The organism is Alteromonas sp. ABH2_165, assembly GCF_056159945.1.
This window is the reverse complement of sequence record NZ_JBSWWF010000008.1, coordinates 114,674-137,308: the sequence shown is the minus strand read 5'-3', so window position 1 is coordinate 137,308 and position 22,635 is coordinate 114,674. Positions and strand designations below refer to the sequence as shown.

The 22,635-nt window shown below is 46.6% G+C and carries 21 protein-coding genes; 16 read left to right on the top strand and 5 right to left on the bottom strand.

Going from position 1 to position 22,635, the window contains the following annotated elements; translation table 11 throughout:
- Positions 1-28: 28 nt before the first annotated feature.
- Positions 29-292: a DUF6471 domain-containing protein gene (locus ACXAFQ_RS16010; RefSeq protein ID WP_474824417.1), complete on the bottom strand. Its 264-nt coding sequence runs from the start codon at positions 290-292 to the stop codon at positions 29-31.
- 186 nt (positions 293-478) lie between these two features.
- Between ACXAFQ_RS16010 and ACXAFQ_RS16005 the strand changes: the two genes are divergently transcribed.
- From ACXAFQ_RS16005 to ACXAFQ_RS15965, 9 genes are all read left to right on the top strand, one after another.
- Entirely contained in the window at positions 479-868 is a 390-nt protein-coding gene (locus tag ACXAFQ_RS16005) for a DUF2170 family protein (RefSeq protein ID WP_474824415.1), read from the top strand.
- 18 nt (positions 869-886) lie between these two features.
- The gene (locus ACXAFQ_RS16000) at positions 887-1,567 is read left to right on the top strand and encodes a PspA/IM30 family protein (RefSeq protein ID WP_474824413.1); all 681 of its coding nucleotides are present in this window, start codon (positions 887-889) and stop codon (positions 1,565-1,567) included.
- A 133-nt stretch (positions 1,568-1,700) separates the two neighbouring features.
- On the top strand, positions 1,701-2,753 hold the full coding sequence (locus tag ACXAFQ_RS15995) for a potassium channel family protein (protein ID WP_474824411.1): 1,053 nt from the start codon (positions 1,701-1,703) through the stop codon (positions 2,751-2,753).
- A gap of 3 nt (positions 2,754-2,756) precedes the next feature.
- Positions 2,757-3,407 (top strand): YjfK family protein, encoded by a 651-nt coding sequence (locus ACXAFQ_RS15990; protein WP_474824409.1) that lies wholly within the window; start codon positions 2,757-2,759, stop codon positions 3,405-3,407.
- 14 nt (positions 3,408-3,421) lie between these two features.
- Positions 3,422-3,838: a DUF350 domain-containing protein gene (locus ACXAFQ_RS15985; protein WP_474824407.1), complete on the top strand. Its 417-nt coding sequence runs from the start codon at positions 3,422-3,424 to the stop codon at positions 3,836-3,838.
- Between the two features lie 13 nt (positions 3,839-3,851).
- Positions 3,852-4,463 (top strand): DUF1190 family protein, encoded by a 612-nt coding sequence (locus ACXAFQ_RS15980; protein WP_474824405.1) that lies wholly within the window; start codon positions 3,852-3,854, stop codon positions 4,461-4,463.
- A 4-nt stretch (positions 4,464-4,467) separates the two neighbouring features.
- Positions 4,468-5,631 carry a glutathionylspermidine synthase family protein gene (locus ACXAFQ_RS15975; protein ID WP_474824403.1) on the top strand — a complete coding sequence of 388 codons (1,164 nt, stop codon included), beginning with the start codon at positions 4,468-4,470 and terminating at the stop codon, positions 5,629-5,631.
- Between the two features lie 70 nt (positions 5,632-5,701).
- Positions 5,702-6,241, top strand: a complete 540-nt coding sequence (locus tag ACXAFQ_RS15970; protein ID WP_474824401.1) for a rhomboid family intramembrane serine protease — start codon at positions 5,702-5,704, stop codon at positions 6,239-6,241.
- A gap of 44 nt (positions 6,242-6,285) precedes the next feature.
- The gene (locus ACXAFQ_RS15965; protein WP_070125735.1) at positions 6,286-6,990 is read left to right on the top strand and encodes a VC0807 family protein; all 705 of its coding nucleotides are present in this window, start codon (positions 6,286-6,288) and stop codon (positions 6,988-6,990) included.
- Positions 6,991-7,084: 94 nt separating this feature from the next.
- Here ACXAFQ_RS15965 and ACXAFQ_RS15960 read toward each other — a convergent pair whose 3' ends face one another.
- Positions 7,085-8,431, bottom strand: a complete 1,347-nt coding sequence (locus tag ACXAFQ_RS15960) for an alkaline phosphatase (protein WP_474824398.1) — start codon at positions 8,429-8,431, stop codon at positions 7,085-7,087.
- A gap of 122 nt (positions 8,432-8,553) precedes the next feature.
- Positions 8,554-9,504 (bottom strand): chemotaxis protein CheV, encoded by a 951-nt coding sequence (locus ACXAFQ_RS15955; protein WP_070125684.1) that lies wholly within the window; start codon positions 9,502-9,504, stop codon positions 8,554-8,556.
- Between the two features lie 262 nt (positions 9,505-9,766).
- Here ACXAFQ_RS15955 and ACXAFQ_RS15950 point away from each other — a divergent pair, with 262 nt between their 5' ends.
- From ACXAFQ_RS15950 to ACXAFQ_RS15935, 4 genes are all read left to right on the top strand, one after another.
- Positions 9,767-11,362 (top strand): isocitrate lyase, encoded by a 1,596-nt coding sequence (locus ACXAFQ_RS15950; protein WP_474824395.1) that lies wholly within the window; start codon positions 9,767-9,769, stop codon positions 11,360-11,362.
- A gap of 247 nt (positions 11,363-11,609) precedes the next feature.
- The gene (locus tag ACXAFQ_RS15945) at positions 11,610-12,557 is read left to right on the top strand and encodes a LysR family transcriptional regulator (RefSeq protein WP_474824393.1); all 948 of its coding nucleotides are present in this window, start codon (positions 11,610-11,612) and stop codon (positions 12,555-12,557) included.
- A gap of 109 nt (positions 12,558-12,666) precedes the next feature.
- On the top strand, positions 12,667-14,838 hold the full coding sequence (locus ACXAFQ_RS15940; RefSeq protein ID WP_474824391.1) for a malate synthase G: 2,172 nt from the start codon (positions 12,667-12,669) through the stop codon (positions 14,836-14,838).
- 314 nt (positions 14,839-15,152) lie between these two features.
- Positions 15,153-16,019 (top strand): PEP-CTERM/exosortase system-associated acyltransferase, encoded by an 867-nt coding sequence (locus ACXAFQ_RS15935; protein ID WP_474824389.1) that lies wholly within the window; start codon positions 15,153-15,155, stop codon positions 16,017-16,019.
- Positions 16,020-16,042: 23 nt separating this feature from the next.
- Here the strand turns inward: ACXAFQ_RS15935 and ACXAFQ_RS15930 are convergent, their stop codons facing one another.
- Positions 16,043-17,059 carry an NAD-dependent epimerase gene (locus ACXAFQ_RS15930; protein ID WP_474824387.1) on the bottom strand — a complete coding sequence of 339 codons (1,017 nt, stop codon included), beginning with the start codon at positions 17,057-17,059 and terminating at the stop codon, positions 16,043-16,045.
- 121 nt (positions 17,060-17,180) lie between these two features.
- On the bottom strand, positions 17,181-17,945 hold the full coding sequence (locus ACXAFQ_RS15925; protein WP_474824385.1) for a S1 family peptidase: 765 nt from the start codon (positions 17,943-17,945) through the stop codon (positions 17,181-17,183).
- Positions 17,946-18,067: 122 nt separating this feature from the next.
- On the opposite strand from ACXAFQ_RS15925, the gene ACXAFQ_RS15920 reads away from it, so the two are divergent.
- The 3 genes from ACXAFQ_RS15920 to ACXAFQ_RS15910 all read left to right on the top strand — a co-directional run bounded on the left by ACXAFQ_RS15920 (position 18,068) and on the right by ACXAFQ_RS15910 (position 22,619).
- A complete protein-coding gene (locus ACXAFQ_RS15920; RefSeq protein WP_474824383.1) occupies positions 18,068-18,928 on the top strand; it encodes a ThiF family adenylyltransferase in 861 nt (286 codons plus the stop codon).
- A gap of 154 nt (positions 18,929-19,082) precedes the next feature.
- Positions 19,083-19,841, top strand: coding sequence for a flocculation-associated PEP-CTERM protein PepA (gene pepA, locus ACXAFQ_RS15915; RefSeq protein ID WP_474824381.1), 759 nt, complete (start codon positions 19,083-19,085; stop codon positions 19,839-19,841).
- 171 nt (positions 19,842-20,012) lie between these two features.
- Positions 20,013-22,619 (top strand): tetratricopeptide repeat protein, encoded by a 2,607-nt coding sequence (locus ACXAFQ_RS15910; protein WP_474824379.1) that lies wholly within the window; start codon positions 20,013-20,015, stop codon positions 22,617-22,619.
- The last annotated feature ends 16 nt before the right edge of the window (positions 22,620-22,635 follow it).

Here is a 22,635-nt window from a genome sequence, read left to right as displayed (position 1 = left end):
AAAAAGATCGACAGAACCTACTAGAAAACTAATCTGCATCACTGTTGAGATCTTGCAGTATGTCATCCAACGCTTGCATAGCAATGGGACGGGCGTTCAGAACCATCATTATCTGTAAAAATAAGTCGGCACCCATAATACCTTTATTTACCTTGTTTCGCAGGTTATCTGCGCTCTGCTCCACGCCGATTTCCGCCAATCTTTCGCTAAGTGTCTGATATTTAAAACCTCTCATAGACATTTCCGACTTCACCAAACGAGCAACAGCTTGCCGCCAGTTGTTTTTTGCCATAAGAAAAACCACCATTTGTGAGTTATTTTTTACAAAAACACACTTTTTTACACATAAATGAGGTATTGATTATTGACTACTTTGCCCATACTTGTCTAGACTGAGCCTCGTGAATGTTGTCGGACACACAAAAAGTCGTTTACAGTGTTGTCGACATTTTCGCTTCAATCGTAAAGGAGAGACATTATGACGTGGGATCTGGAAAAAATTGAATCCCTCTTGCAAGAACATGACGACTTCGTCATTACCCGTGAAGCAGGTTGTTTGCTCATTGCCAATCAGGATGGCATTGACGCCTGGCTGGCCATTAGTGGTGAGCAAATTCTGGTAGAGAGCTTGCTGTTTCCGGCATCGGAAGTGACAGACCGCGCAGCGCTAAACCATGACATCTTGTCCACCCACATGGTATTCCCGCTGACAACGGTGGGTATTTCCACCATTAAGGACGAAGAATATTACACCGCTTTTGGCGCACTGAGTGCGCAGTCGAAACCGGAAAGCATTGTTATTGAAGTAGAAACTCTGTTTCAGAATGTGGCGTCATTCCTTGATGCCTATGAAACACATTTACAGTAAACCTGGCAGGAGAAGCGAATGTCTGTTTGGAAAAAATTAATCACAGCAGTAAAAGGTGGTGCCACTGAAGCCGCTCAGGCCGTGGCTGACAGTCAGGCTATACGGATCCTGGAACAGGAAATCCGTGAAGCAAAAGAAGAGCTGCGCAAGTCTGACCATGCAAGAACCCAAATTCTGGCGAAATGCAAATTGTCTCAACAAAAAGTAGATAGCTTCAGTGCATCAATTGCTGAATACGAAGCGCATGCACGTAAAGCCGTTGATACTGACCGACAACTGGCACTGGATTGCGCACAAAAAGTCGCGGATTTAAAAGCGGAACAGGAGCAGGAACAACAGTACCTGGACCAGTTCAAACAATCGGAAAAGCAATTAGCAGGCAATATTCAGCAAGCCAAAGCTAACCTGCGTCGCCTGGAACAACAGGTCGATATGGTGAAAGCCACTGAAAGCGTGCAAAAAGCACAGGTTGCCGTCTCTTCACGTCACATGGGCGCGAACAGCAAAATGAAAACGGCGACGGAATCTTTGTCCCGCATTCAGGACAAGCAGAAGATGCGCTCTGCTGAGCTGCAGGCGGCTGAAGAGCTGGCAGCGGAAGAATCCACCAGCGATTTGGAAAAACGTTTGGCAGACGCTGGCATCAAAGGCGGAAAAACCTCTGCCGACGATGAACTGAGCCGCATTCTCGGTAAGTAAGTACTAAATTTATAGGGCGCTGTTTAGCGCCCTTTTTAGTTATCTTGCACCAGAATTCTGTTTTGCGTCATACTAGAGCCGCAAACTTGTCGCATTAACACTATCGCATTAACAAGGGACGTTACCTTTCACCATGTCGTCGTGGGTTCATTTACGCAAATTAATGTTGCGCTATTTCTCTGAATCGCGCTGGTACACCATTGCCATCATTACTCTGCTGTATGGCGTTATAGCCTGGCTGTTGCTTAGTGCTGCCGGTGAAACCGCGCTCACAAACAATGAAGACTTTTTCTATTGGATGGCGGTTACCGCATCCACCGTAGGTTATGGTGATCTATCACCTGTGACATATGCGGGGAAATTAATCGTCGCGCTTTATGTCATCCCTGTCGGACTCAGTATTTTTGCCATGGTAGTCGGCCGGATTGCAGCTTGGGTAAGCCATCATTGGCAAAGAGGATTGTTAGGCATGAAACCATTACATCTGGAAAATCACATTCTGGTCATTGGCTGGAACGAGAAAAAAACACTGCTGTTACTCGATTTGTTACTTAAAGAGCGTGATGCCCTTCCTGATAAACCCGAAATCGTGCTTTGCGTAAAAGCCGACATCCATAACCCCATGCCGGATAAAATTGAGTTTGTAAAAGTAGACTCTTTTAACCGCGATGAAGATATGGATAAAGCGTGTGTTGCCACTGCGAGAACCATTCTGATGGATAACCCGCATGATGACGTAACCATGACCACCGCGCTTTATTGCACTAACCGAAACCCAGATGCCCATAAAGTGGCTTATTTCACCGACGATACCTTAGTGCCGTTGCTACAAATTCACTGTCCGAAGGTGGAATGCACCCCGTCGGTGGCGGTTGAGATGTTAGCAAAAGCCGCCTTCGATCCCGGCTCTAGTACCCTGCATCACGATCTCATCAGTGTCGATGATGGCCAGGCACAATTCTCAGTTCAGGTTCCCGACGATGTCCGTCAACTTTCGGTGGAACACGTCTTCAGTAATCTAAAGCGTTATTACAACGCGATTCTTATTGGGTATGCTCCTGGTGGTGTTTATAAAAATGTGGTCTTGAACCCTGACCTCTCGCACACCATATCCGGTGGAGACAAATTGTTTTATATCGCTGGCGGCCGCTTAAATAATATCGATTGGCAGCGACTCGGAGACTAATTCATGTTCTCAAAATTATTCGGCAATAAAGATAAACAAGAAAAAAAGCCTAAGGCTCCGGAAATCATGGGCCTGTATTTGGGTGGCTCTTTTGAGCTAGATGATTTGAAATTAAAGCTGCTCGAACCGCAACTCACCATTGAGGGTGCCGCACGCTCTCAGTTAATTCAAGCCGCGGGTGAGGCGCCTCTCGATAGTGGCGGTACCCTACTGCGTTTCTATACCGATGATGACGGTTTTCTACAGGTTGTGACTGACGGTGGCCTGACTGGAAATCACATTACCGATGTCAAACTTTGGTACTTTTACGAAACCAAAACCATTGGCAGTGAAGCACAATGGAAAGAAGCGCTGGCGTCTGTCATATCCCAACCCACCTATACGTTAAACGGAAACGTTTTTCATCGCGTATGGGATGCGGTTGGTGAGATATCTCCTCCAGTGGCGGTTACAGAAACCACCTACGAGGAAGATGATGATGTGAGCACGACCGATCAGTTTATGATGCTTTACGAACGCCCCATCGACAACGGCAGAACTGAATCATTACTGGTGGTAGGTGAAGAGAAAATTGTCGGTAATAATGCAGACCGCTGCCTGGTGATTAGCACCGGATTCGACATTGAACCTGCAGATATAACAATAAACGGTTAATTAAGGACTACTACATGGAAGCCATTCTTGAATCACTCTCTGGGCTGGATAACTTCGCCCTCTACTTTGTCATCTCTATTGCGTTTCTCTTCATTTTTAAGGTCGTTTACGCCTTTGTCACCCCGCATGACGAATGGAAACTGGTAAAGGAAGACAAAAATGTAGCGGCGGCTGTCGGTTTTGGCGGTGCACTGATTGGTTTTGCCATCGCCTTGTCTGGCGCGGCGTCAAACGCAGTATCCATTATTGATTTCGCGCTGTGGGCGGTGATTGCCATCGTGGCGCAGTCTTGTGCGTTTGGTCTGCTTCGCTTTACGTTTATGCCCAAAATTGCAGAACGCATTAACAACAACGAAGTGTCTGCGGGCATCATGCTGGCAGCCATGTCTATTGCGGTAGGTTTGTTGAATTCTGCCTGTATGACTTATTAGTGGGGAGCGCATTATGACCCAGAAAAGAAGCCGTCATATCGACCTGTTTAAAATGCGTAAAGGCTTTATGCTCAAGCCGCTGGCAGTGGGTATCGCAGGCATCATGTCTTCGGGTTGCGCCGATGACCGCCAAGACGCGCAAATATACACCTCCGTGGATGATTGCAAACGTGATTATCCTGATGCGGTGGAAAAATGTGAAGCCGCCTATCAGACCGCGCTGGATGAAGCCGCCCGCACCAGTCCTCGTTTTAGCACTGAATCTGATTGTGAATACGAGTTTGGCGCCAATCAGTGCCGCGAAATGAACTCTGGCAGTGGCAGCTTCTTTATGCCGTTCATGGCCGGTTACATGGTGAGTCAGTTGTTGTCGCCGCGCCCCTATTATTCGCAGCCTATTTATACGTCTTATTCGCCTTACTCACCGTTCCGCTCTCGATGGATCACTGCCGACGGCTATGTGTTTGATGGTGATATCCGTAAGCGGAATTACAAAGTCAGCCCCTCTGTTTACAAACCGAAGCCGACGGTAACCCGGACGGTGAATCGCGGTGGATTCGGCAGTTCTGTTCGCGCTAAATCTAGCTGGGGAAGCAGCAGTCGTTCCGGTGGCTGGGGTGGCTAGATAGGTGCTTCGTATTCCTATCAAGCAGCGGCTAGACTGGCAACAGCAAGCCGCTGAGTACGGTTTTCATTTCCACACCATGTACGGTGAACCTTACTGGGATGAATCGGCTTATTATCAGTTTTCACTTCAGCAAATTGAAAATGATATTGAGGACCCTACCGCTGAGCTTCATCAAATGTGTTTGCAAGCGGTAGAAAAAATCCATGCTGATGAACAGTGGTTGCAAAAATTTCGCATTCCCGAGCAGCACTGGGATTTGATTTATCATAGCTGGCGCGACGAAGAGCCTTCCTTATATTCCCGCCTTGATTTGGTTTACGACGGAAAAAGTACGGCAAAGCTTCTGGAGAACAATGCTGACACGCCCACTTCACTTTACGAATCAGGCTTTTGGCAATGGTTATGGCTGGAACAGCAGGTTGATCGGGGCAACTTGCCAAGGCACGCCGACCAGTTCAATTCTGTGCAGGAAAAGCTGGTTAACCGATTCAGCGAAATTGCCGCTTACTACCAAATAAATCAAATGCACTTTGCGTGCTGTCAGGATACCGATGAAGACCGTGGCACTGTGCAGTACCTGCAGGATTGCGCCGAGGCCGCAGGCATCATTAGCGACTTTATCTTTATCGAAGATATTGGCCTGGGTGACACAGGTGTGTTCACCGATCTAAAAGACAACCCTATCACCGATTGCTTCAAGCTTTACCCTTGGGAATTTATGCTGCGAGAAGCGTTTGGCGACGCCCTTTCAGAAGCGGGTACGCACTGGATTGAACCGCCTTGGAAGGCACTATTGTCTAATAAAGCGCTGCTTCCTTTGCTTTGGCAGATGTTCCCAGACCACCCCAACCTATTACCGTCTTGGTTTGCTGAAGACACACCGGCTTTGTCCACGGGCAAGTGGATCAAAAAACCACTGTTTTCCCGGGAAGGTGCCAATATCAGCATCATCGACAATGGTAAGCAAACCGATTTATCTGACGGTCCGTATGGAGAAGAGGGATTTATTGTTCAAGCCTACCAAGCGTTGCCGCAGTTTGCTGAAAACTACACACTGATTGGCAGTTGGCTAATTGATGACATGCCTGCAGGCATTTCGGTACGGGAAGACAGTTCTATGATCACGCAGGATTTGTCCCGATACCTGCCCCACATTATCGTCTGAATCAGCACACCGGCTCCGCCGGTTAGTATGAGAAATACCTGGCATACACTGCGATGCCTGACGGAGAGTTATGTCAGTACTTAAAAGACAGTTTCGTTTTATTGCCATTGTCGCCCTGGTCCTTATTATCCTGGAAGCGATAAATGTGCTTACCGCTAACAGTTTAAACATCTTCGGTGTTATACCCAGAGAACTGCATAGCCTGCCCTTTATTTTTATCGCTCCCTTTCTTCACGGCTCGCCGAGTCACCTCATCACTAACCTTGTGCCCCTTTTGCTGTTTATGTGGCTCATCATGCAGTGGGGCAATAAAACGTTCTGGCTTACTACACTCACGGTATTTTTGATTGGTGGGCTTGGCGTATGGTTGTTCGGACGCTCTGCTATTCATATCGGTGCCAGTGGCATCGTCTATGGCTATTTTGGCTTCTTGTTGTTAGCAGGCTTTCGAAGTAAGCAGGTGCACTATCTGGTGATATCCGTATTGGTTGCCTTACTTTACGGCGGCATGTTATTCGGCATCTTCCCCACTAAAGCCTTTGTCTCCTTTGAGTATCACTTATTCGGATTTATTGGTGGCCTCATCGCAGCATGGTATTGGGTGAAGTAGCTGATTCCCGTATACTGAACTCAACGTCGTACAGATTAGATATTATGAGTAGCACCACAGAACCTCAAAAACAGCAAAACCAGGGCTTTTTTGGCAACCTGGCATTCAACATCGTCATTCCCGTCGTTATCATGTCTTACGGCAGTGGTGATGAGTACCTTGGTCCAGCCTGGAGTATCGTAGCGGCACTGGCATTCCCTATTGTTTATGGCATCTGGGATTTAAAACAGTCAGGTAAAATTAATGGATTTTCCATTCTGGGCATTGTTAGCGTAATTCTCACCGGTGGTATTAGTCTGCTAAAACTGCCCGCAGAATACATCGCCATTAAAGAAGCCACCATTCCTGCTCTGATTGGTATTGCAGTGCTGGTAACACAGTTCAGCAAAAAGCCGCTGGTGAAGATGTTGATCCTCAACGATCAGATCATCAACTGGGATAACCTTAACAAAGCGCTGGACGAAAAAGGCAAGCAAGGTGAGTTCAGGAAGAAAATTGCCATAAGCTCGTATATTGTCGCCAGCTCATTCTTCTTATCCTCTGTGCTGAACTACGCGTTAGCGAAAATCATTCTTGTGAGTGAGCCAGGAACCACGGCTTACACCGAAGAATTAGGTCGTATGACCATGCTAAGTTACCCGGTAATCGTTATTCCCAGTATGATTCTGCTAGTAACGGCCTTGTGGTATTTATTCTCGCAGATAGGCAAATTGACGGGCGAAGAACTGGACAATTTCCTTAATCAATAAGAGGCGGAGCAACAAGCCCGTTATTTTTTAATCCCGTTAAAAAAGCCGCTTCAAAATCATTTGAAGCGGCTTTTTGCGATATGTGTAATTACTTTTATTTGGCTTCCAAATATTGGAAAAACGTTCTCGCAATGTCCGTGTTGTCTAACTGACCCGCAAACGCGTGCGCACCTGCGCCAAAAGCGAACACTTCCACATCAACCCCGGTATGCCCGCCTGTTGTCCAGCCGGTATTGGTTTTCTCGTCGAGAAAAGCCTTCAGAGCTGTTTCCCGGGCTTCAAAATCCGGTAATGCGGCAATGTCAGTGACTCTTGCCGTGTCATCACCTTCAAAAGTAAATCCAAGCTGTGCTTCCGCATACCCTGCGGGTGAGTCTTCACTTACCATATTTACCGCGATGGACGATACCGATGACTGCATGTTGCGCAAATATTCTGGGTGCCATTCGTACACACCGTTCGCACCAATGGTCAGTCCGCCCGTACTATGATCTGCGGTTAGCACAACCAGGGTATCAGGGTGAGCGACGACATAATCGTGCAGGTAAGACATGGTCACTGACATATCGTCCATTTCAGCCATGGCAGAGCCAATATCATTAGCATGGCCAGCCCAATCGACCTGACTCGCTTCTACCAACAGGAAAAATCCTTCCGGATTCTCCAGATGCTTAATGGCATGCTCAGTCATATAAGACAAACGGTGATGATTCTCGTCATCAAGGGCAGCCGGTAGCCCCACTGGCGCAAACAACCCAATAACATCAGAACCGGCAGGGACAGAGGCCAGTTCATCATAGCCCTCTACAAACTGATAACCGTTATCAGTAAATGCAGTCACTAAGTTACGATCTTCCCGCACGAAGTACTGCGTTCCTCCGCCCAGCATGACATTGGCAACGAAGTGGCCGTTTACCTTATCGTCATAAAAACTATCGGCGATGGCATCGTAGTTTTTACGACTTTCATTATGGGCAAGATAAGAGGCAGGTGTAGCATGATTAATTTGCGATGTCACCGCAACACCGGTTCGCATACCCAGCTTCTTCGCACGTTGCAGCACAGACTCAACAGGCTGCTTATTGGCATCCACCCCAATTGCACCGTTGTAAGATTTCACACCGGTCGCTAAAGCTGTCGCGGCAGCGGCTGAATCAGTGACATAGCCAGATACAGCAGCAGGATAGGTAGAGGCATTACCAACCAGGATTTCGTCCAGAATACCGGTTTCGATTGCGGGTGTAGACGGATCGTCAGCATAATTACGGTAGGCTGTGGTATAGGCAGGTCCCATACCGTCCGCAACCACCATAATAATGTTGTGAGGAATGCGTTTGTCGTTAGTGAGTGTTGTGTCGCTTGTTGTGGCGATATCGGTGCTCGTACAACCTTGCACGAGAGCCAGCCCGATGATCGGGCACAGGCTTAATTTGTTGAACATCTTATTATCCATGATTTGAAACTGCGTAAAGTGTAAAACACATCTACAGCGCAACCAATGTGAATTCCGTGAGTCATCAAAAATTCACGAAAGACGATAAAATGAAGTTGGAAGTCTGGTATTTACGCGTTGCTCAGAATTTCGCGCATCCTTTGTTGCGCCACGTCCACTAGCATATCTGGCTGGAATTTCGAAATAAAACGGTCGCACCCCACTTTTTCAACCATGGCCTCGTTAAAACTGCCACTTAAAGAGGTATTCAGTGCTACGAACAAGTCACTCATTCTGGGATCACCACGTACCTCAGCGGTTAGGCGATAGCCGTCCATCTCAGGCATCTCCGCGTCGGTAAACATTAGCATAATTAACTCTGAGGGACGTTTGCCTTCATCGGCCCAGGATTTCAATAGTGCGAGCGCTTCTGCACCGTTAAAACACTCTAAGCAAGATAGACCAATTTGTGCCAGAGTATCTTTGATCTGCTTTCTGGCTGTGGCGGAATCGTCCACGACCAACACCTGACGCCCTTTCATGGCTTCTACCACTTGCTGGTCAAGCACCCCTTGCGAAATTGAAATGTCGTAATCAATGATTTCGGCTAGCACTTTTTCCACATCAATAATTTCGACCAGTTCCGTTTTACCCTCAATTTCAATCTGACTGATGGCGGTAAGGTAGTTTGATTTACCAATTGTTTTAGGAGGCGGCTGAATGTTTTGCCAGGAAGTGTTCACAATGCTGAGTACGTCACCAATCAGAAACCCCTGAACCGAGCGATTATATTCAGTAATAATCACATTTTTAGCGTGAGTTGAATCGCCACCATTTTTCATACGAATGGCACTACGCAAATCGATGACAGGAATAGAGGAACCACGATAATTGGTTACCCCGGTCAAATTTCCATGGGATCCGGGCATGACGTTCATCTTAGGAACGTTAATCACTTCCTTTACTTTAAACACATTCATAGCAAACGCCTGACGGGAGCCAAGCCTGAACATAAGAAGTTCAAGGCGGTTTTCTCCTACCAGGTTGGTTCGCTGGTCGACACTATTAAGAATACTGCTCATGTTATCTCTCTTCATGCATTGCTTATCTAATAATAGGGCCTATCGCACAATATTTCTCCCTTTAAAAATCACCGCCGCTGAAACCAATAACGTCAACTTTCACAGGCACCTACATTTAACATTCATGAAACATATGATGAGAATGAAGATTATATATTTACGTTATTCTTACAACGGCACTAGGATGATTGTGAGCTAACGAGAGCGCAGTGCAGCGTAATCGCCTAAACAACATATTTGAGTTAATTCGGGAGAGACCTCTATGTCGCAATATCAGCAAGATATCGATACTATTGCTACGCTAAAAGCCGCGCAGAAAGGAAGCTGGGAAGGTATTAACCCAGAGTACGCCGCACGCATGAAAGCACAGAACCGTTTCAAAACTGGTCTGGACATTGCCAAGTACACTGCCGCTATCATGCGCAAAGATATGGAAGAGTATGATGCCGACAGTGCAAGCTACACGCAGTCTTTAGGTTGCTGGCACGGTTTCGTAGGTCAACAAAAAATGTTGGCTGTAAAGAAACATCACGGTACTACCAACAAAAGTTATCTGTACCTCTCTGGCTGGATGGTTGCAGCCCTGCGTTCTGAGTTCGGCCCACTGCCTGACCAATCAATGCACGAAAAAACCACCGTTCCTATGCTGATTGAAGAGCTTTACACTTTCCTGCGTCAAGCTGATGCACGTGAACTGGGTGATCTGTTCAAACAATTAGATGCAGCACAGGCAAACGGTGGCGATGTAGCGGCTATCCAAGCACAAATCGACAATTTCGAAACGCACGTAGTACCTATCATTGCTGACATCGACGCCGGTTTCGGTAACGAAGAAGCCACTTATCTGTTAGCGAAGAAAATGATTGAAGCGGGTGCTTGCTGTATCCAGATTGAAAACCAGGTATCCGATGCTAAACAGTGTGGTCACCAGGACGGTAAAGTTACCGTTCCTCATGAAGACTTCCTGGCGAAAATCAACGCGGTTCGTTACGCATTCTTAGAGCTGGGCGTAGACGACGGTGTTATTGTTGCCCGTACTGACTCATTAGGCGCCGGTCTGACACAGAAAATCCCTGTATCTACCGCACCTGGCGACCTGGCTTCTCAGTACAACGCATTCCTGGACACCACTGAAGTTTCCGGTGCAGATGACCTGTCTGACGGCGACCTGGTTATCAAACAAGACGGCAAACTGGTTAAGCCTGTTCGTCTGCCTAATGGTCTGTTCAAGTTCAAAGCAAATACTGGTTTCGACCGCGTTGTTCTTGACTGTATCACTTCTCTGCAACACGGTGCTGACCTGCTGTGGATTGAAACTGAAAAACCTCATGTACGTCAAATTGGTGACATGGTTGACGCGATTCGTGAAGTTATCCCGAACGCGAAACTGGTTTACAACAACTCACCGTCTTTCAACTGGACACTGAACTTCCGCCAGCAAGTATTCGACGCATGGCAGGAAGAAGGCAAAGACGTATCTGCTTACGACCGGGCGAAATTGATGTCTGCAGAATATGACGACAGTGAACTGGCTGCAGCAGCAGATGCGAAGATCCAGACCTTCCAGCGTGATGCATCACGTGAAGCAGGTATCTTCCACCACCTGATCACGCTGCCTACTTACCACACTGCGGCACTGTCTACTGACAACCTGGCGCAAGGTTACTTCGGTGACGAAGGTATGCTGGCATACGTTAAAGGTGTTCAGCGTAAAGAAATTCGTCAGGGTCTGGCGTGCGTTAAGCACCAAGCCATGGCTGGTTCTGACCTGGGTGACACCCACAAAGAGTATTTCTCTGGTGAAGGCGCACTGAAAGCTTCAGGCGACGACAACACCATGAACCAATTTGATGTGTAAGCATACAGGTTCCTAACCTCTGGCTCCTTCGGGAGCCTTTTTTATATTCACCGATTTTATTATTTTCTGGACTATAATTACGGCAATTTTAAATCCAGAGCCTGGCTGATTGTTAACTTCGTACCAAAGTATCAGTGCTTAAGGCGAACATTGGGCAGAAAATCTGCGACCATTAGTCATCTGTTCAGTGAAACCGATTCGATTATAATAGTTAAACAGAATAATCCTGATATGGGGCATTAGAAGCATGAATATAGCCAAAGTGGATCTGAATCTTCTGGTTTATCTCGACGTATTGCTTAGAGAAGGCAGTGTGACCCGGGCAGCAAATCAGCTGAGCATTACTCAGCCAGCCATGAGCAATGGTTTGAAGCGTCTGCGGGATTTGTTTAAAGACCCGCTACTGGTGCGAACCAGTGAAGGGATGACGCCGACCAAACGAGCGCTTGAGTTACAACCGGTTATCCGCGATGTGTTAAGTAAACTGGAAAGTTCTATTCAGCCAGAAACGGATTTTGACCCGGCTACCAGCGCACGCACTTTTCGCATTATGACCAGTGACTATGCTGAAAGTACCTTGCTACTTGAACTCGTTGGTCGTCTCGGCAAACTGGCACCGAATATCACCCTCGATTTAATTACCCCCAGTGACGTCACTTTCCATGATGTGGAACAGGGCAAGGTTGACATGGCCATCAACCGTTTCGATGAACTTCCCCTGTCGTTCCACCAAAAAGTGATTTGGTATGACAGTTTCAGCTGCGTACTGGCGGCGTCACACCCTCTTGCTGAACAGAAATGGGATTTGGAAAGCTATCTCAGCGCCCAGCATATTTGGGTAAGCAAAACCGGTTTTGGTGTAGGCGTGGGTATCGACCCTAATGAAGTACAAAAACTGGGCTGGGTAGACGCAGAGCTCACGAAGCTCGGTAAACAACGGGCTATCCGAGTATTTACTCGCCATTACCATGCTGCACTGCAAATAGCGAAAACACAAAACTTGGTGGCAACCCTACCCAGCAAAGCAGCTCGTTTGTTTAAAGACGACCCCACTGTGATTGTGAAAGAGCCGCCCTTCGACATTCCCCCTATTGCATTGAAGATGGCCTGGAGCGCCCTACTCCATCACGATGCAGGTCACATTTGGCTACGCCGACTCATCGGTGATCTCGCCGCTGAAATGAGCAATATGTAATCAATGACTGCCATAATTCATAAGGGTTATGGCAATCATACAAACCATAAATTAAAAATACGCTTCAATACCCTCTACACTAACCATTCATTAAAGAGTAGAGGTCATTATGAAAGGTTACATTCAACACGGAAGGCTTCAGGTTGCTGAAGTGCTCAACACATTCATCAATGAACAGGCAATGCCAGGCACCGGCGTAGATAGCGCGGCATTCTGGACTGATTTCGAATCTCTGCTTGTCGACCTCGTTCCAGTCAATCAAGCGCTTCTTGATAAGCGCGACCATCTGCAAGTGTTAATCGACGAATATCACAAGGCAGGCAAGCCAGCTTTCGGTGACGACTACCTGCAGTTTCTTCGCGATATCGAATATTTGCAACCCGAACCCGCTAACGCTGCGGCGACCACCACTAATGTAGACTCTGAAATTGCCACCATGGCTGGGCCTCAACTTGTTGTGCCGATTAATAACGCCCGCTATGCACTGAATGCGGCAAATGCTCGCTGGGGTAGTCTGTACGATGCACTGTACGGTACCGACGTGATCAGCGATGACGGTGGCGCAGAGGCCGGTTCAACCTATAACCCTGTTCGTGGTGACAAGGTTATCGCTAAAGCAAAATCGCTGCTCGATACAATGCTACCGCTTGAGAATGCCTCTCACACAGGTGTCACTGCGTACACCATCAACGGTGGAAAACTGGCAGTAATCTTAAAGGACAGTGAAACCACGTTACAATCAGCGGAACAATTTATCGGCTTCCAGGGTGAAGCCAGTGCACCCACCGCTCTGCTGTTTAAACACAATGGTTTGCACTTTGAAATTCAGATTGATGCTGACAGCTCTATCGGCAAAGCCGATCCTGCCGGCGTAAAAGATGTGCTGGTAGAAGCCGCTCTGACCACTATCATGGACTGCGAAGATTCCGTTGCCGCCGTTGATGCTGAAGATAAAACCCTTGTATATAGCAACTGGCTGGGCCTGATGAAAGGCGATCTGTCGCTGACTATGGACAAAGGCGGCAGAAAAATTGTGCGCGCTATGCAGTCAGACCGGGAATACACTGCCGCCAATGGCTCTGACACAGTGACGCTCTCAGGACGTAGCCTGATGTTTGTTCGCAATGTAGGCCATCTAATGCGTAACGATGCTATTTTGCTAGATGGTGAACCGGTATTTGAAGGCATTATGGACGGCGTAATCACCTCGCTCATCGCCAAACATGATTTGCTCGGTAACGGTAAATTCAACAACAGCCGCACCGGCAGTATTTATATTGTTAAACCGAAAATGCACGGTCCCGAAGAAGTGGCATTCGCCAATATATTATTCGGCCGTGTGGAAGACATGCTCGGTTTGAAACGCGACACTTTGAAAATGGGTATCATGGATGAAGAACGTCGCACCAGCATCAATTTGAAAGCGTGTATTGGTGCCGCGTCATCGCGAGTCGCGTTTATCAACACCGGTTTCCTCGACCGCACTGGCGACGAAATTCATACTTCAATGCAGGCAGGTCCATTTGCGGCCAAAGGCACACTGAAAACCATGCAGTGGATCACCGCCTACGAAAAAGCAAACGTGCAAACGGGTTTAAAATGTCAACTCTCCGGACGTGCGCAAATTGGTAAAGGTATGTGGCCTATTCCAGATCAGATGGCCAACATGATGGAAGCTAAAGTAGGACACCCCAAAGCGGGCGCCAATACGGCGTGGGTACCTTCACCAACCGCAGCAACCTTGCACAGCCTGCACTACCATGAGGTTGATGTTTTTGGCCTGCAGTCAAAGATGGGTGAACAGGATTACGACGGCATTGCCGACATCCTCACTATTCCGCTGATGCCAGAAGGCGCTTCTTTAACCCGTGAGGAAATCCAACGAGAAGTTGACAACAATGTGCAGGGTATTCTTGGTTATGTTGTTCGTTGGGTTCATCAGGGAATCGGTTGTTCTAAAGTGCCAGACATTAATAATGTCGGTTTAATGGAAGACCGCGCGACACTACGGATATCCTCTCAGCACCTCGCTAATTGGTTAGTCCATGGCATTATCACCGCCGAACAGGTAGATGCGTCCTTAACGCGCATGGCGACACTGGTTGACGAGCAAAATCAGGGCGACAGTGAGTACATTCCTATGACCCCAGACCTCACCTCTTCTATTGGCTTTAAAGCCGCCCGAGAGCTGATCTTTGATGGTGTTTCACAACCAAACGGGTACACCGAGCCCCTTTTGCACCAACGACGGAAAGATATGAAAGCATCCCTGAATTCATAGTTTTATGATTTCTTGATTAACGCATCGATGTACAAAAAAGCCACATTTTGTGGCTTTTTTATTGGCTTAAAAACGCTATCACTGTCGCAAACCGTAAGGCTCAGGTATAGCCCATCACACGCAATCTGCGTGACAAATAACCGGTCGAAAAGCGGTAAATCCATCTAATTCAAAGGCGTATAAAGAAATTCTAATTTTTGCCATAAATATCCGAATCTGTCCTATAGTATCAAGAGGGATATGTATTCACGCTGTGCCAGTTTGCAGCCTTAGTGTAAGGTTGCGGTACTAGAAGTAGGAAGTAAAAATCCTTTATGGCTAATCAATCGATATTTGACACAATCAACAAAAAGTTCCGCCGGACGCGTTTCGGAAAACTCGTGTCTGGCTATCAACAATTGCGTGAGGCGAATTACATATCGTCACACTTCAGTACTTACCTCGAACCCGTGCTTGCCGTTGACGACGCGCTACGTGAGTCCGTATACAAAATACGGCATAACGTGTATTGCGATGAATTAGCTTTCGAACCCGTTAAAGAATCAGGTCTCGAAACGGACGAATTTGATGCTTATTCCCGCCATTGTTTAATTAGACATATTGGTTCAAATGAAATGGCTGGTACGGTAAGAGCAGTACGCCCGTTGGAAGCGCATCAGCAATTGCCGATTGAAAAATACTGCCTGTCATCCATTACCCGGGAAGATCTGAGTCCGGTACGATTTAAACGCCACGAAATTTGCGAGATATCGCGATTGGCTGTCCCCAAGTATTTCCGCCGACGTCGTTCAGACGACTTTGACGGTTCTGCAGTGGGTGCTATCAACCCGGTCACCTACTCAGAGACCGAATTACGGTGCTTCCCCTTCATTGCTGTTGGTCTTTATTTTGCCGCTGCCGCTTCAGCACTGGAGTTTGGCGTAAAGCATGCGTATGTCATGATGGAACCCCGTCTAGCGAGAAGTATGGGTTATGTGGGAATAAAGTTTCAGCAAATTGGGCCGGTAGTGAATTACCATGGAAAGCGAGCGCCATACTACATTAACCGACCGTTGCTTGAGGGAAGTTTGAAACCTGGCTTTGCCGCGATGCTCGAAGAGATCAGACTTAACCTGCGGCATCAAATTCCCAATATGCCGGAGGAAAAAGAAGACTATTTGCGGCAGTTCATCAAAGACTGAGTGCCGCAAAAAAATTATCTTCGTTAAACCTTATAGAAATCGCGATACCAGTCAACAAACTGGCCAATCCCCGTAGCGATATCCGTTTTTGGACGGTATCCAGTATCTTTTACTAAGGCTTCAACGTCTGCAAAGGTATCTGGCACATCACCTTTCTGCATCGGTAACATTTCTTTTTCTGCTTTCTTGCCCAGCGCGTTTTCCAGGGTTTCAATGTAAGTTAGCAAATGCACCGGCGTTTGCGCCCCGATATTATAGACCTTCCAAGGTGCTTTACTTGACCCAGGATTAGGCTCCTCGCCTGACCAGTTATCATCGCTTTTAGCATTATTGTCCAGAGTGGCAATCACGCCCGCGACAATGTCATCAATGTAAGTAAAATCACGACGGTGGTTACCGTAATTGAACACTTTGATCGGCTTGTCTTCTAAAATGGCTTTAGTAAACAAGAACAACGCCATATCAGGGCGCCCCCATGGGCCATATACGGTGAAGAATCGCAGTCCGGTCGTTGGCAAACCATATAAATGGCTGTAAGTATGCGCCATTAGCTCATTCGCTTTTTTACTCGCCGCATAAAGTGATACTGGGTGGTCGACATTGTCTTCTACTGCGAAGGGCATACTTTCGTTAGCGCCATACACCGAACTGGATGACGCATACACTAAGTGTTTCACTTCGTTGTGACGGCATCCCTCAAGAATGTTCATGAAACCCACAATGTTCGCGTCGATATAAGCGTGAGGATTTTCCAATGAATAACGCACCCCGGCTTGCGCCGCAAGATGCACCACTTTGTCAAACTTTTGCTCTGCAAATAGCGCTTCCATGGCCGGACGATCTTCGACGCCCATCTTTATGAAAGTAAATTTTTCTGCACCAGGCAAAGAAGTAATACGTTGCAGGCGTGCCTCTTTCAACGACACATCGTAATAATCATTTAGATTATCAATGCCGACAACCTCATCCCCACGTTCAATCAGAAAAGCTGAAACATACGAACCGATGAAGCCGGCCGCCCCTGTCACTAACACTTTCATATCGTGCTCCCTAGATAAATGCTACGTGTTGAGCAAGATACTCAATCAATTTTTAAATAATACTGGAAAACCAGGCTGTAAGATCGAAAGCAAAATCAACGCCGATTTTAAACCTGATTTTTTACAACGAAATGCCATGCTTTCTCGCTAGCGCATAAACATGCTCTACAGGAATAGCGTAAGTGATACCGCTGGGTGCAGTGATTGCTGATTCTTTGGTTTCTTTGATAAACACTTTGTTGATAACGGCAAATACTTCCCCGGTTTCCGCATTATAAACTGGGCTGCCGCTATTGCCAGGATAAGCTGTAATATCAAGCTGATACACCATAAACGGATTGCGCAAACTGGCCAGATAAGCCTCAGATAACTGGGTGCTATTTGCGGCAGAAATGACATTGGGTGAGTAAGCCGCGACGATACCTCGGTGCGTAGCAGGGTACAAGCCAAGAACAGCACCAATGGGAAATCCGGTCATCGCCACGTCTTCTCCATCATCCAAGGTTTCTGTCTCTGATAGCAGACGCACTGCTGGCAATGGCTTCGTCAGTTCTAGAATAGATAAATCGTGTTCCTCATCTGTGAACACCTGTTTAACCTTCGCAATACCTGTTTGCCTGCCTTTGGGCACAAATACCACTTCATTGAACTTTATATTTTCTTCCTGAGGCACCGCTAAAATGACATGAGAATTGGTCACTACATAGCGGCCATCTCCTACCACAAATCCCGTCCCTTTCAGTTGGTGACTTATTGTGGCCATGGGCGCATAGAAGCCAACTCCAACCACGGACGGCTTAATTTTTTTTACCACATCTTTAAGTGGTTCGGCGGTAACGCTGTTTATTCCAACAATCAGCAATAATAAAATTCGAAAGTACTTCACCTCGGCATCCCTATTTCGTCATTCCAGCGAATTTTAACTTGGTAACATTTTATATGTCATGATATTAACTTACCCTATAAAGGTTAAGCTAAACTGAAGCATTCAGAATAACTGAGTAACGTATGGATTTTAACTATGATGTAGCGTTTTCCCGTAACATTGGTTGGGTAACGCATGAAGAACAAGCCTCGTTGCGCAATAAGCGGGTTGCAATAGCCGGTTGCGGCGGTGTGGGCGGACTACACAGCATTACCCTTGCTAGACTGGGTGTCGGAAATCTTAACATATCCGATTTTGACCAGTTCGATATCCACAATATTAACCGCCAATCAGGCGCCTTTGTATCGACAAAAGATCAGGATAAAATCAGTGTGATGACCACCATGCTGAAGGATATCAATCCTGAGCTTGGCATTAACGAGTACCCCCAAGGCATTGATGAATCCAATGTCGACGACTTCCTTGACGGTGTAGACCTTTATATAGACAGTCTCGACTTTTTTGCACTGGCAGCCAGAAAACTGGTTTTCCGACGTTGCTATGAAAAGAACATCCCTGTAGTTACTGCTGCGCCACTAGGCATGGGCGCCGCCCTGCTCTGTTTTATGCCCGGTCAAATGACTTACGAAGAGTACTTCCGGTTTGAAGATAAAAAAACCGAAGAAGGCCAATTAATCCAGTTTCTTATTGGTTTGTCCCCTGCCATGCTTCAACGAGACTACCTGGTAGACGCAACCGCAGTTGATTTTCATGCGCGTAAAGGCCCGTCCACCGCCATGGCCGTTAGCCTGTGTGCGGGTATCGCAGAAACAACAGCACTGAAGATATTGTTAGACCGCGGAAAGGTACTTTCTGCTCCCCATGGCTTACATTTTGATGCCTATAAGAATAAACTAAGTAGAACTTGGTGCCCGTTTGGTAACCGCGGCATTATCCAGCGACTAAAGTTTAAGATTGCAGAGCGCGTCGTCACCGAGAAATAGCGAAAAATACTGTCAGGGATTTTTACAACGCGCTTTTCCGCACTTCACTCAAAAACACAAAACCCTTTAAAAACAACAACTAAAAAAGTTGGCATCATAACTGCTACCATCTTAGCGAGGCTGATAGCCGAACGAATTTAATATGGAGATGGTCATGAAATTTAATAAAATTGTAAAATCTTTAGCTCTTACAGCTGGTCTGGTAGCTGGTTTTTCTGCTAACGCTCAAATGAATCCTGAGTACCTGGACTTCTCTATCGATGAGACAGACTACAACGGTACAGTTAAAACTGGTGATAAATTCAACGGTGGTTACGTTGAAGAACTGATTTTTGACGGTCAAGGCGGTTTCACTACTGGCGCAATGGCTTACCTGACTGCACTGTTCCAAAACAACGGTACAATGCCTGTGTTCAACACCGAGCTTGGTGACTCATACAGCCTGTACGCAGTTCTGACAGCATCTGGTACTACTACTACCAATGCAACTGACTTCACTGCGACGCAAGCAGAGTTCAGCCTGTACATCGACGTTAACCTGGATACTGGTGTAGACAGCCTGATCGACGGTACTACTACCAACAACAGCGACGACATCCTGTTGGGCTCTGCGTCTTCAGTAACTAATGCTTACGGTCAGTATGCAAACGGTACTGGTAACTTTAACTTTGACTTCACTGACTTCGTACTGACTGCTGATGGTGAAGACTACTTCGTAGACCCAATTCCGTTCTACTCACTGCTGAACGTTAACGGTGACTTCGATACGCTGGCTAACCTGCCTTCAGTAACTGGTGACTTGTCTGCTGGTTTCGTTGCAGCTCCTGTAAGCGTTCCAGAGCCATCAACTGTTGCAGTACTTGCTCTGGGCCTGGTTGGTTTGGGTATGAGTGCACGTCGTAAGAACAAATAAGCGTTTTTACGCTTAAGGAAAAAAGGCGACCTTGTGTCGCCTTTTTTTACATCTACTCTCTCGCCTTCAATGAGCCATTCCCTTCATACTTTCCCTCAAGGTTTCATACTTTCCTTTTGATAGGAGAACGATTAAAGTAACCACTCATTTTAAAAAGGACACGCTGTATATATGGGTATAAAAAGAATAACGAAAGCGCTCACTTTTGTTGCTTCAACGATGTGGGTTGCCGCTTGCTCTCAGATGACCACAGATGAACTTTTAAATGAAGCGCAGACAGCGCTCAGCGAAGATGATTACAAGCAAGCAATCATTCATTTAAAAGCAGCCGTCCAGCAATCTCCACAAGACATTAGACCAAGAATTGAACTTGCCCGAATCTATTTTGATGTAGGCGATATGGTCAGTTCTATCACCACGTTTGACAAAGTGTTAACCCAGCGCGGTGATATCAACGACTTTGCTGAAGAATACTTTCTCGCATTGTACTCTATGGCAGACCTCGACGTTTTCGAAGTCACCTTTGAAGAATTCAAAAGCAGCCTGAACGATGAGAACACCGTCAAGGTTGAGACCATTGCTGCCGTTATTTCAGGCCGTTCAAAATCCATTGATTCCACCAATGAACATCTACAAGCCGCGAAAGCTGCCGTCGCTAAAATCAATGCGCCGTCACAAAGTGAACGCATCAACGACGTGGAATTTATCATCAATCAGTTTTTAATTAACGAGAACGTAGACAACATTCAGGCCACAGATGCCTTGGTACAGAAGTACCCGGAGGATTGGTTAATTCGTTCTTTAATAGCAGAGATCCTTCAGGCAGCGGGAGATTTTAATGCTGCCGCTGATAACTACATAGCGCTGTTAAAACTGAAACCCTATTTCGCGCAACTCAACCTTAAGATTGGTGAAGCACTGTTAAAAGCGAAAGCGTTCCCTGAGGCCGAGAAGTACATTGATAATGTGCTCCAAATTGTGCCGACACACCCGTTGGCCAATCAACTTAAATCCATTGCAGCATTATCCCGACAAGATTTTAAGAGTGCGGCAAGATATATCGACACCGTCATAGCGCAAAATTTCATTTCAACCACGACAATCTATGTGGCGGGTATTTCCCATTTCCAGATTGGGAACTACGAACAGGCGCTTTCTTATTTAGAGAAACTGGTTGATAAATTTCCACCGAATCACCCTGGCCTGCAGATGTACATCGCCGCCAAACTCTCTGCTGGCGATTACATGGATGCTTACACCTTATATGAAAGACAACCGTCGCTGATTGCCAGTAATACCCGTTTGGCAGCAAAAGCCGCTTCCGCGCTTTTGTTAACCGGTGAAAATGCACAAGCCGCTAAAATTCTAAAGAATATCAAAGCTGACGATTTTGAAACCCCTGAACAACGTCAGCAACTTGGTATCATGAAACTGGGTGTGGGTGACACCGACGGTTCAGAGCTGCTTAAATCAGCCTCTGAAGAAATTGTTGCGGGTGCAGCTAGCGGCAATAGTTTCCAATCTAAGTTGATGCTTGTAGCAATGAAAGCATCGGAAGGTGACATCGATAATACCCGTGCGATCATCCAGGACTGGATAGAAGCCGAGCCAGACAATATTGAAAATTTACTTATTTTAGTCAAATTTGAAAAATTAATTGGTAACCGCGCAGCATTGGCATCTATTTATAGCAAAATCCAAGCAATCTCTCCGTCAAACCTCGAGGCAACAAAGTTTTTTGCAGACCGTGCGATGGCCGAGGGTAATGTAGAAGAAGCGCTAGACGGTTATAAAAAGGTGTTAACGGATTCGCCTAACGACCATGCAGCACTCTATGGTGCATACACAGCATCGGGTGCTGTATCTGGCACGAAAAGTGGCTACAGAAGTCTGGATTCGTTGCTTGATGGAAATGCATCAACCACCGCATTTACAAAACTGTACGCGGCTTACCTGCAGCAAGATTATAAAGAAGTGGTTAATCAGGCCCGCTCGTCTGTATTTAACTATCAGACACAGCCTCAAGTTGATTATTTATTAGCGAAATCGCTTATGGCGCTTAAGCAGCCGCTAGCAGCATTAGATACCTTACGAAATGCCATAAAGTCTAATTTTGTCACTATTCCGGTTTACGAAGCGTTTTTCGAAGCAACCATGATGGCAGATGGCGACCGCGCGGCGATTCGCGCCATGAACAATGCGCCTGAGAAAATAAAAACCGACCCTCAAATTCTGCTATTGCGCAGCCATATTTTGGTAAACCAAAAAGCTTACGGAGAGGCAAGGCAAGTACTGGCATCTTTACCTGCTTCTGTAGCCAATTCGCCAACAGCACAAGAGATAGCCGGGCGAATCAGCTCAGCTGAACAGAATTACGACGAGGCTATTCCTGCGCTCACGGCAGCGTTTAAGAATATGCGTACAACCAAATCAGCCCAACTGTTATATAAAGCGCTCGTTGAAACCGGCGAACCGGAAAAGGGTTTGGCCGTGTTAGAAGAACTTGCCAATGAAACCCGTGGCTACGATGACGCAGATTTACTTTACGTGAGTGAGCTTTCCCATTTCCATCCTAAGAAGGCTATCGCGTTTTATGAAGGTCTGCTTGGCGAACAAACGAGAAACTGGAAAGCAATGAATAATATCGCGCTGCTATTGTTGCAAGACAAACAGCCAGATAAAGCTTACAAGTGGATTTCTCAAGCGCTGAATATCCGTCCTGGCAATCAAACATTGTCAAATACAAAAAGTCTGATTGAAGACGAACTGAAAAGTTAGATTTAACGTAAACAGC

Bases quoted from the DNA above. Each gene is read 5' to 3' on its own strand.
- ACXAFQ_RS16010 (WP_474824417.1), bottom strand. From the start codon at position 292: ATGGCAAAAAACAACTGGCGGCAAGCTGTTGCTCGTTTGGTGAAGTCG.
- ACXAFQ_RS16005 (WP_474824415.1), top strand. From the start codon at position 479: ATGACGTGGGATCTGGAAAAAATTGAATCCCTCTTGCAAGAACATGAC.
- ACXAFQ_RS16000 (WP_474824413.1), top strand. From the start codon at position 887: ATGTCTGTTTGGAAAAAATTAATCACAGCAGTAAAAGGTGGTGCCACT.
- ACXAFQ_RS15995 (WP_474824411.1), top strand. From the start codon at position 1,701: ATGTCGTCGTGGGTTCATTTACGCAAATTAATGTTGCGCTATTTCTCT.
- ACXAFQ_RS15990 (WP_474824409.1), top strand. From the start codon at position 2,757: ATGTTCTCAAAATTATTCGGCAATAAAGATAAACAAGAAAAAAAGCCT.
- ACXAFQ_RS15985 (WP_474824407.1), top strand. From the start codon at position 3,422: ATGGAAGCCATTCTTGAATCACTCTCTGGGCTGGATAACTTCGCCCTC.
- ACXAFQ_RS15980 (WP_474824405.1), top strand. From the start codon at position 3,852: ATGACCCAGAAAAGAAGCCGTCATATCGACCTGTTTAAAATGCGTAAA.
- ACXAFQ_RS15970 (WP_474824401.1), top strand. From the start codon at position 5,702: ATGTCAGTACTTAAAAGACAGTTTCGTTTTATTGCCATTGTCGCCCTG.
- ACXAFQ_RS15965 (WP_070125735.1), top strand. From the start codon at position 6,286: ATGAGTAGCACCACAGAACCTCAAAAACAGCAAAACCAGGGCTTTTTT.
- ACXAFQ_RS15960 (WP_474824398.1), bottom strand. From the start codon at position 8,431: ATGTTCAACAAATTAAGCCTGTGCCCGATCATCGGGCTGGCTCTCGTG.
- ACXAFQ_RS15955 (WP_070125684.1), bottom strand. From the start codon at position 9,504: ATGAGCAGTATTCTTAATAGTGTCGACCAGCGAACCAACCTGGTAGGA.
- ACXAFQ_RS15950 (WP_474824395.1), top strand. From the start codon at position 9,767: ATGTCGCAATATCAGCAAGATATCGATACTATTGCTACGCTAAAAGCC.
- ACXAFQ_RS15945 (WP_474824393.1), top strand. From the start codon at position 11,610: ATGAATATAGCCAAAGTGGATCTGAATCTTCTGGTTTATCTCGACGTA.
- ACXAFQ_RS15940 (WP_474824391.1), top strand. From the start codon at position 12,667: ATGAAAGGTTACATTCAACACGGAAGGCTTCAGGTTGCTGAAGTGCTC.
- ACXAFQ_RS15935 (WP_474824389.1), top strand. From the start codon at position 15,153: ATGGCTAATCAATCGATATTTGACACAATCAACAAAAAGTTCCGCCGG.
- ACXAFQ_RS15930 (WP_474824387.1), bottom strand. From the start codon at position 17,059: ATGAAAGTGTTAGTGACAGGGGCGGCCGGCTTCATCGGTTCGTATGTT.
- ACXAFQ_RS15920 (WP_474824383.1), top strand. From the start codon at position 18,068: ATGGATTTTAACTATGATGTAGCGTTTTCCCGTAACATTGGTTGGGTA.
- pepA (WP_474824381.1), top strand. From the start codon at position 19,083: ATGAAATTTAATAAAATTGTAAAATCTTTAGCTCTTACAGCTGGTCTG.
- ACXAFQ_RS15910 (WP_474824379.1), top strand. From the start codon at position 20,013: ATGGGTATAAAAAGAATAACGAAAGCGCTCACTTTTGTTGCTTCAACG.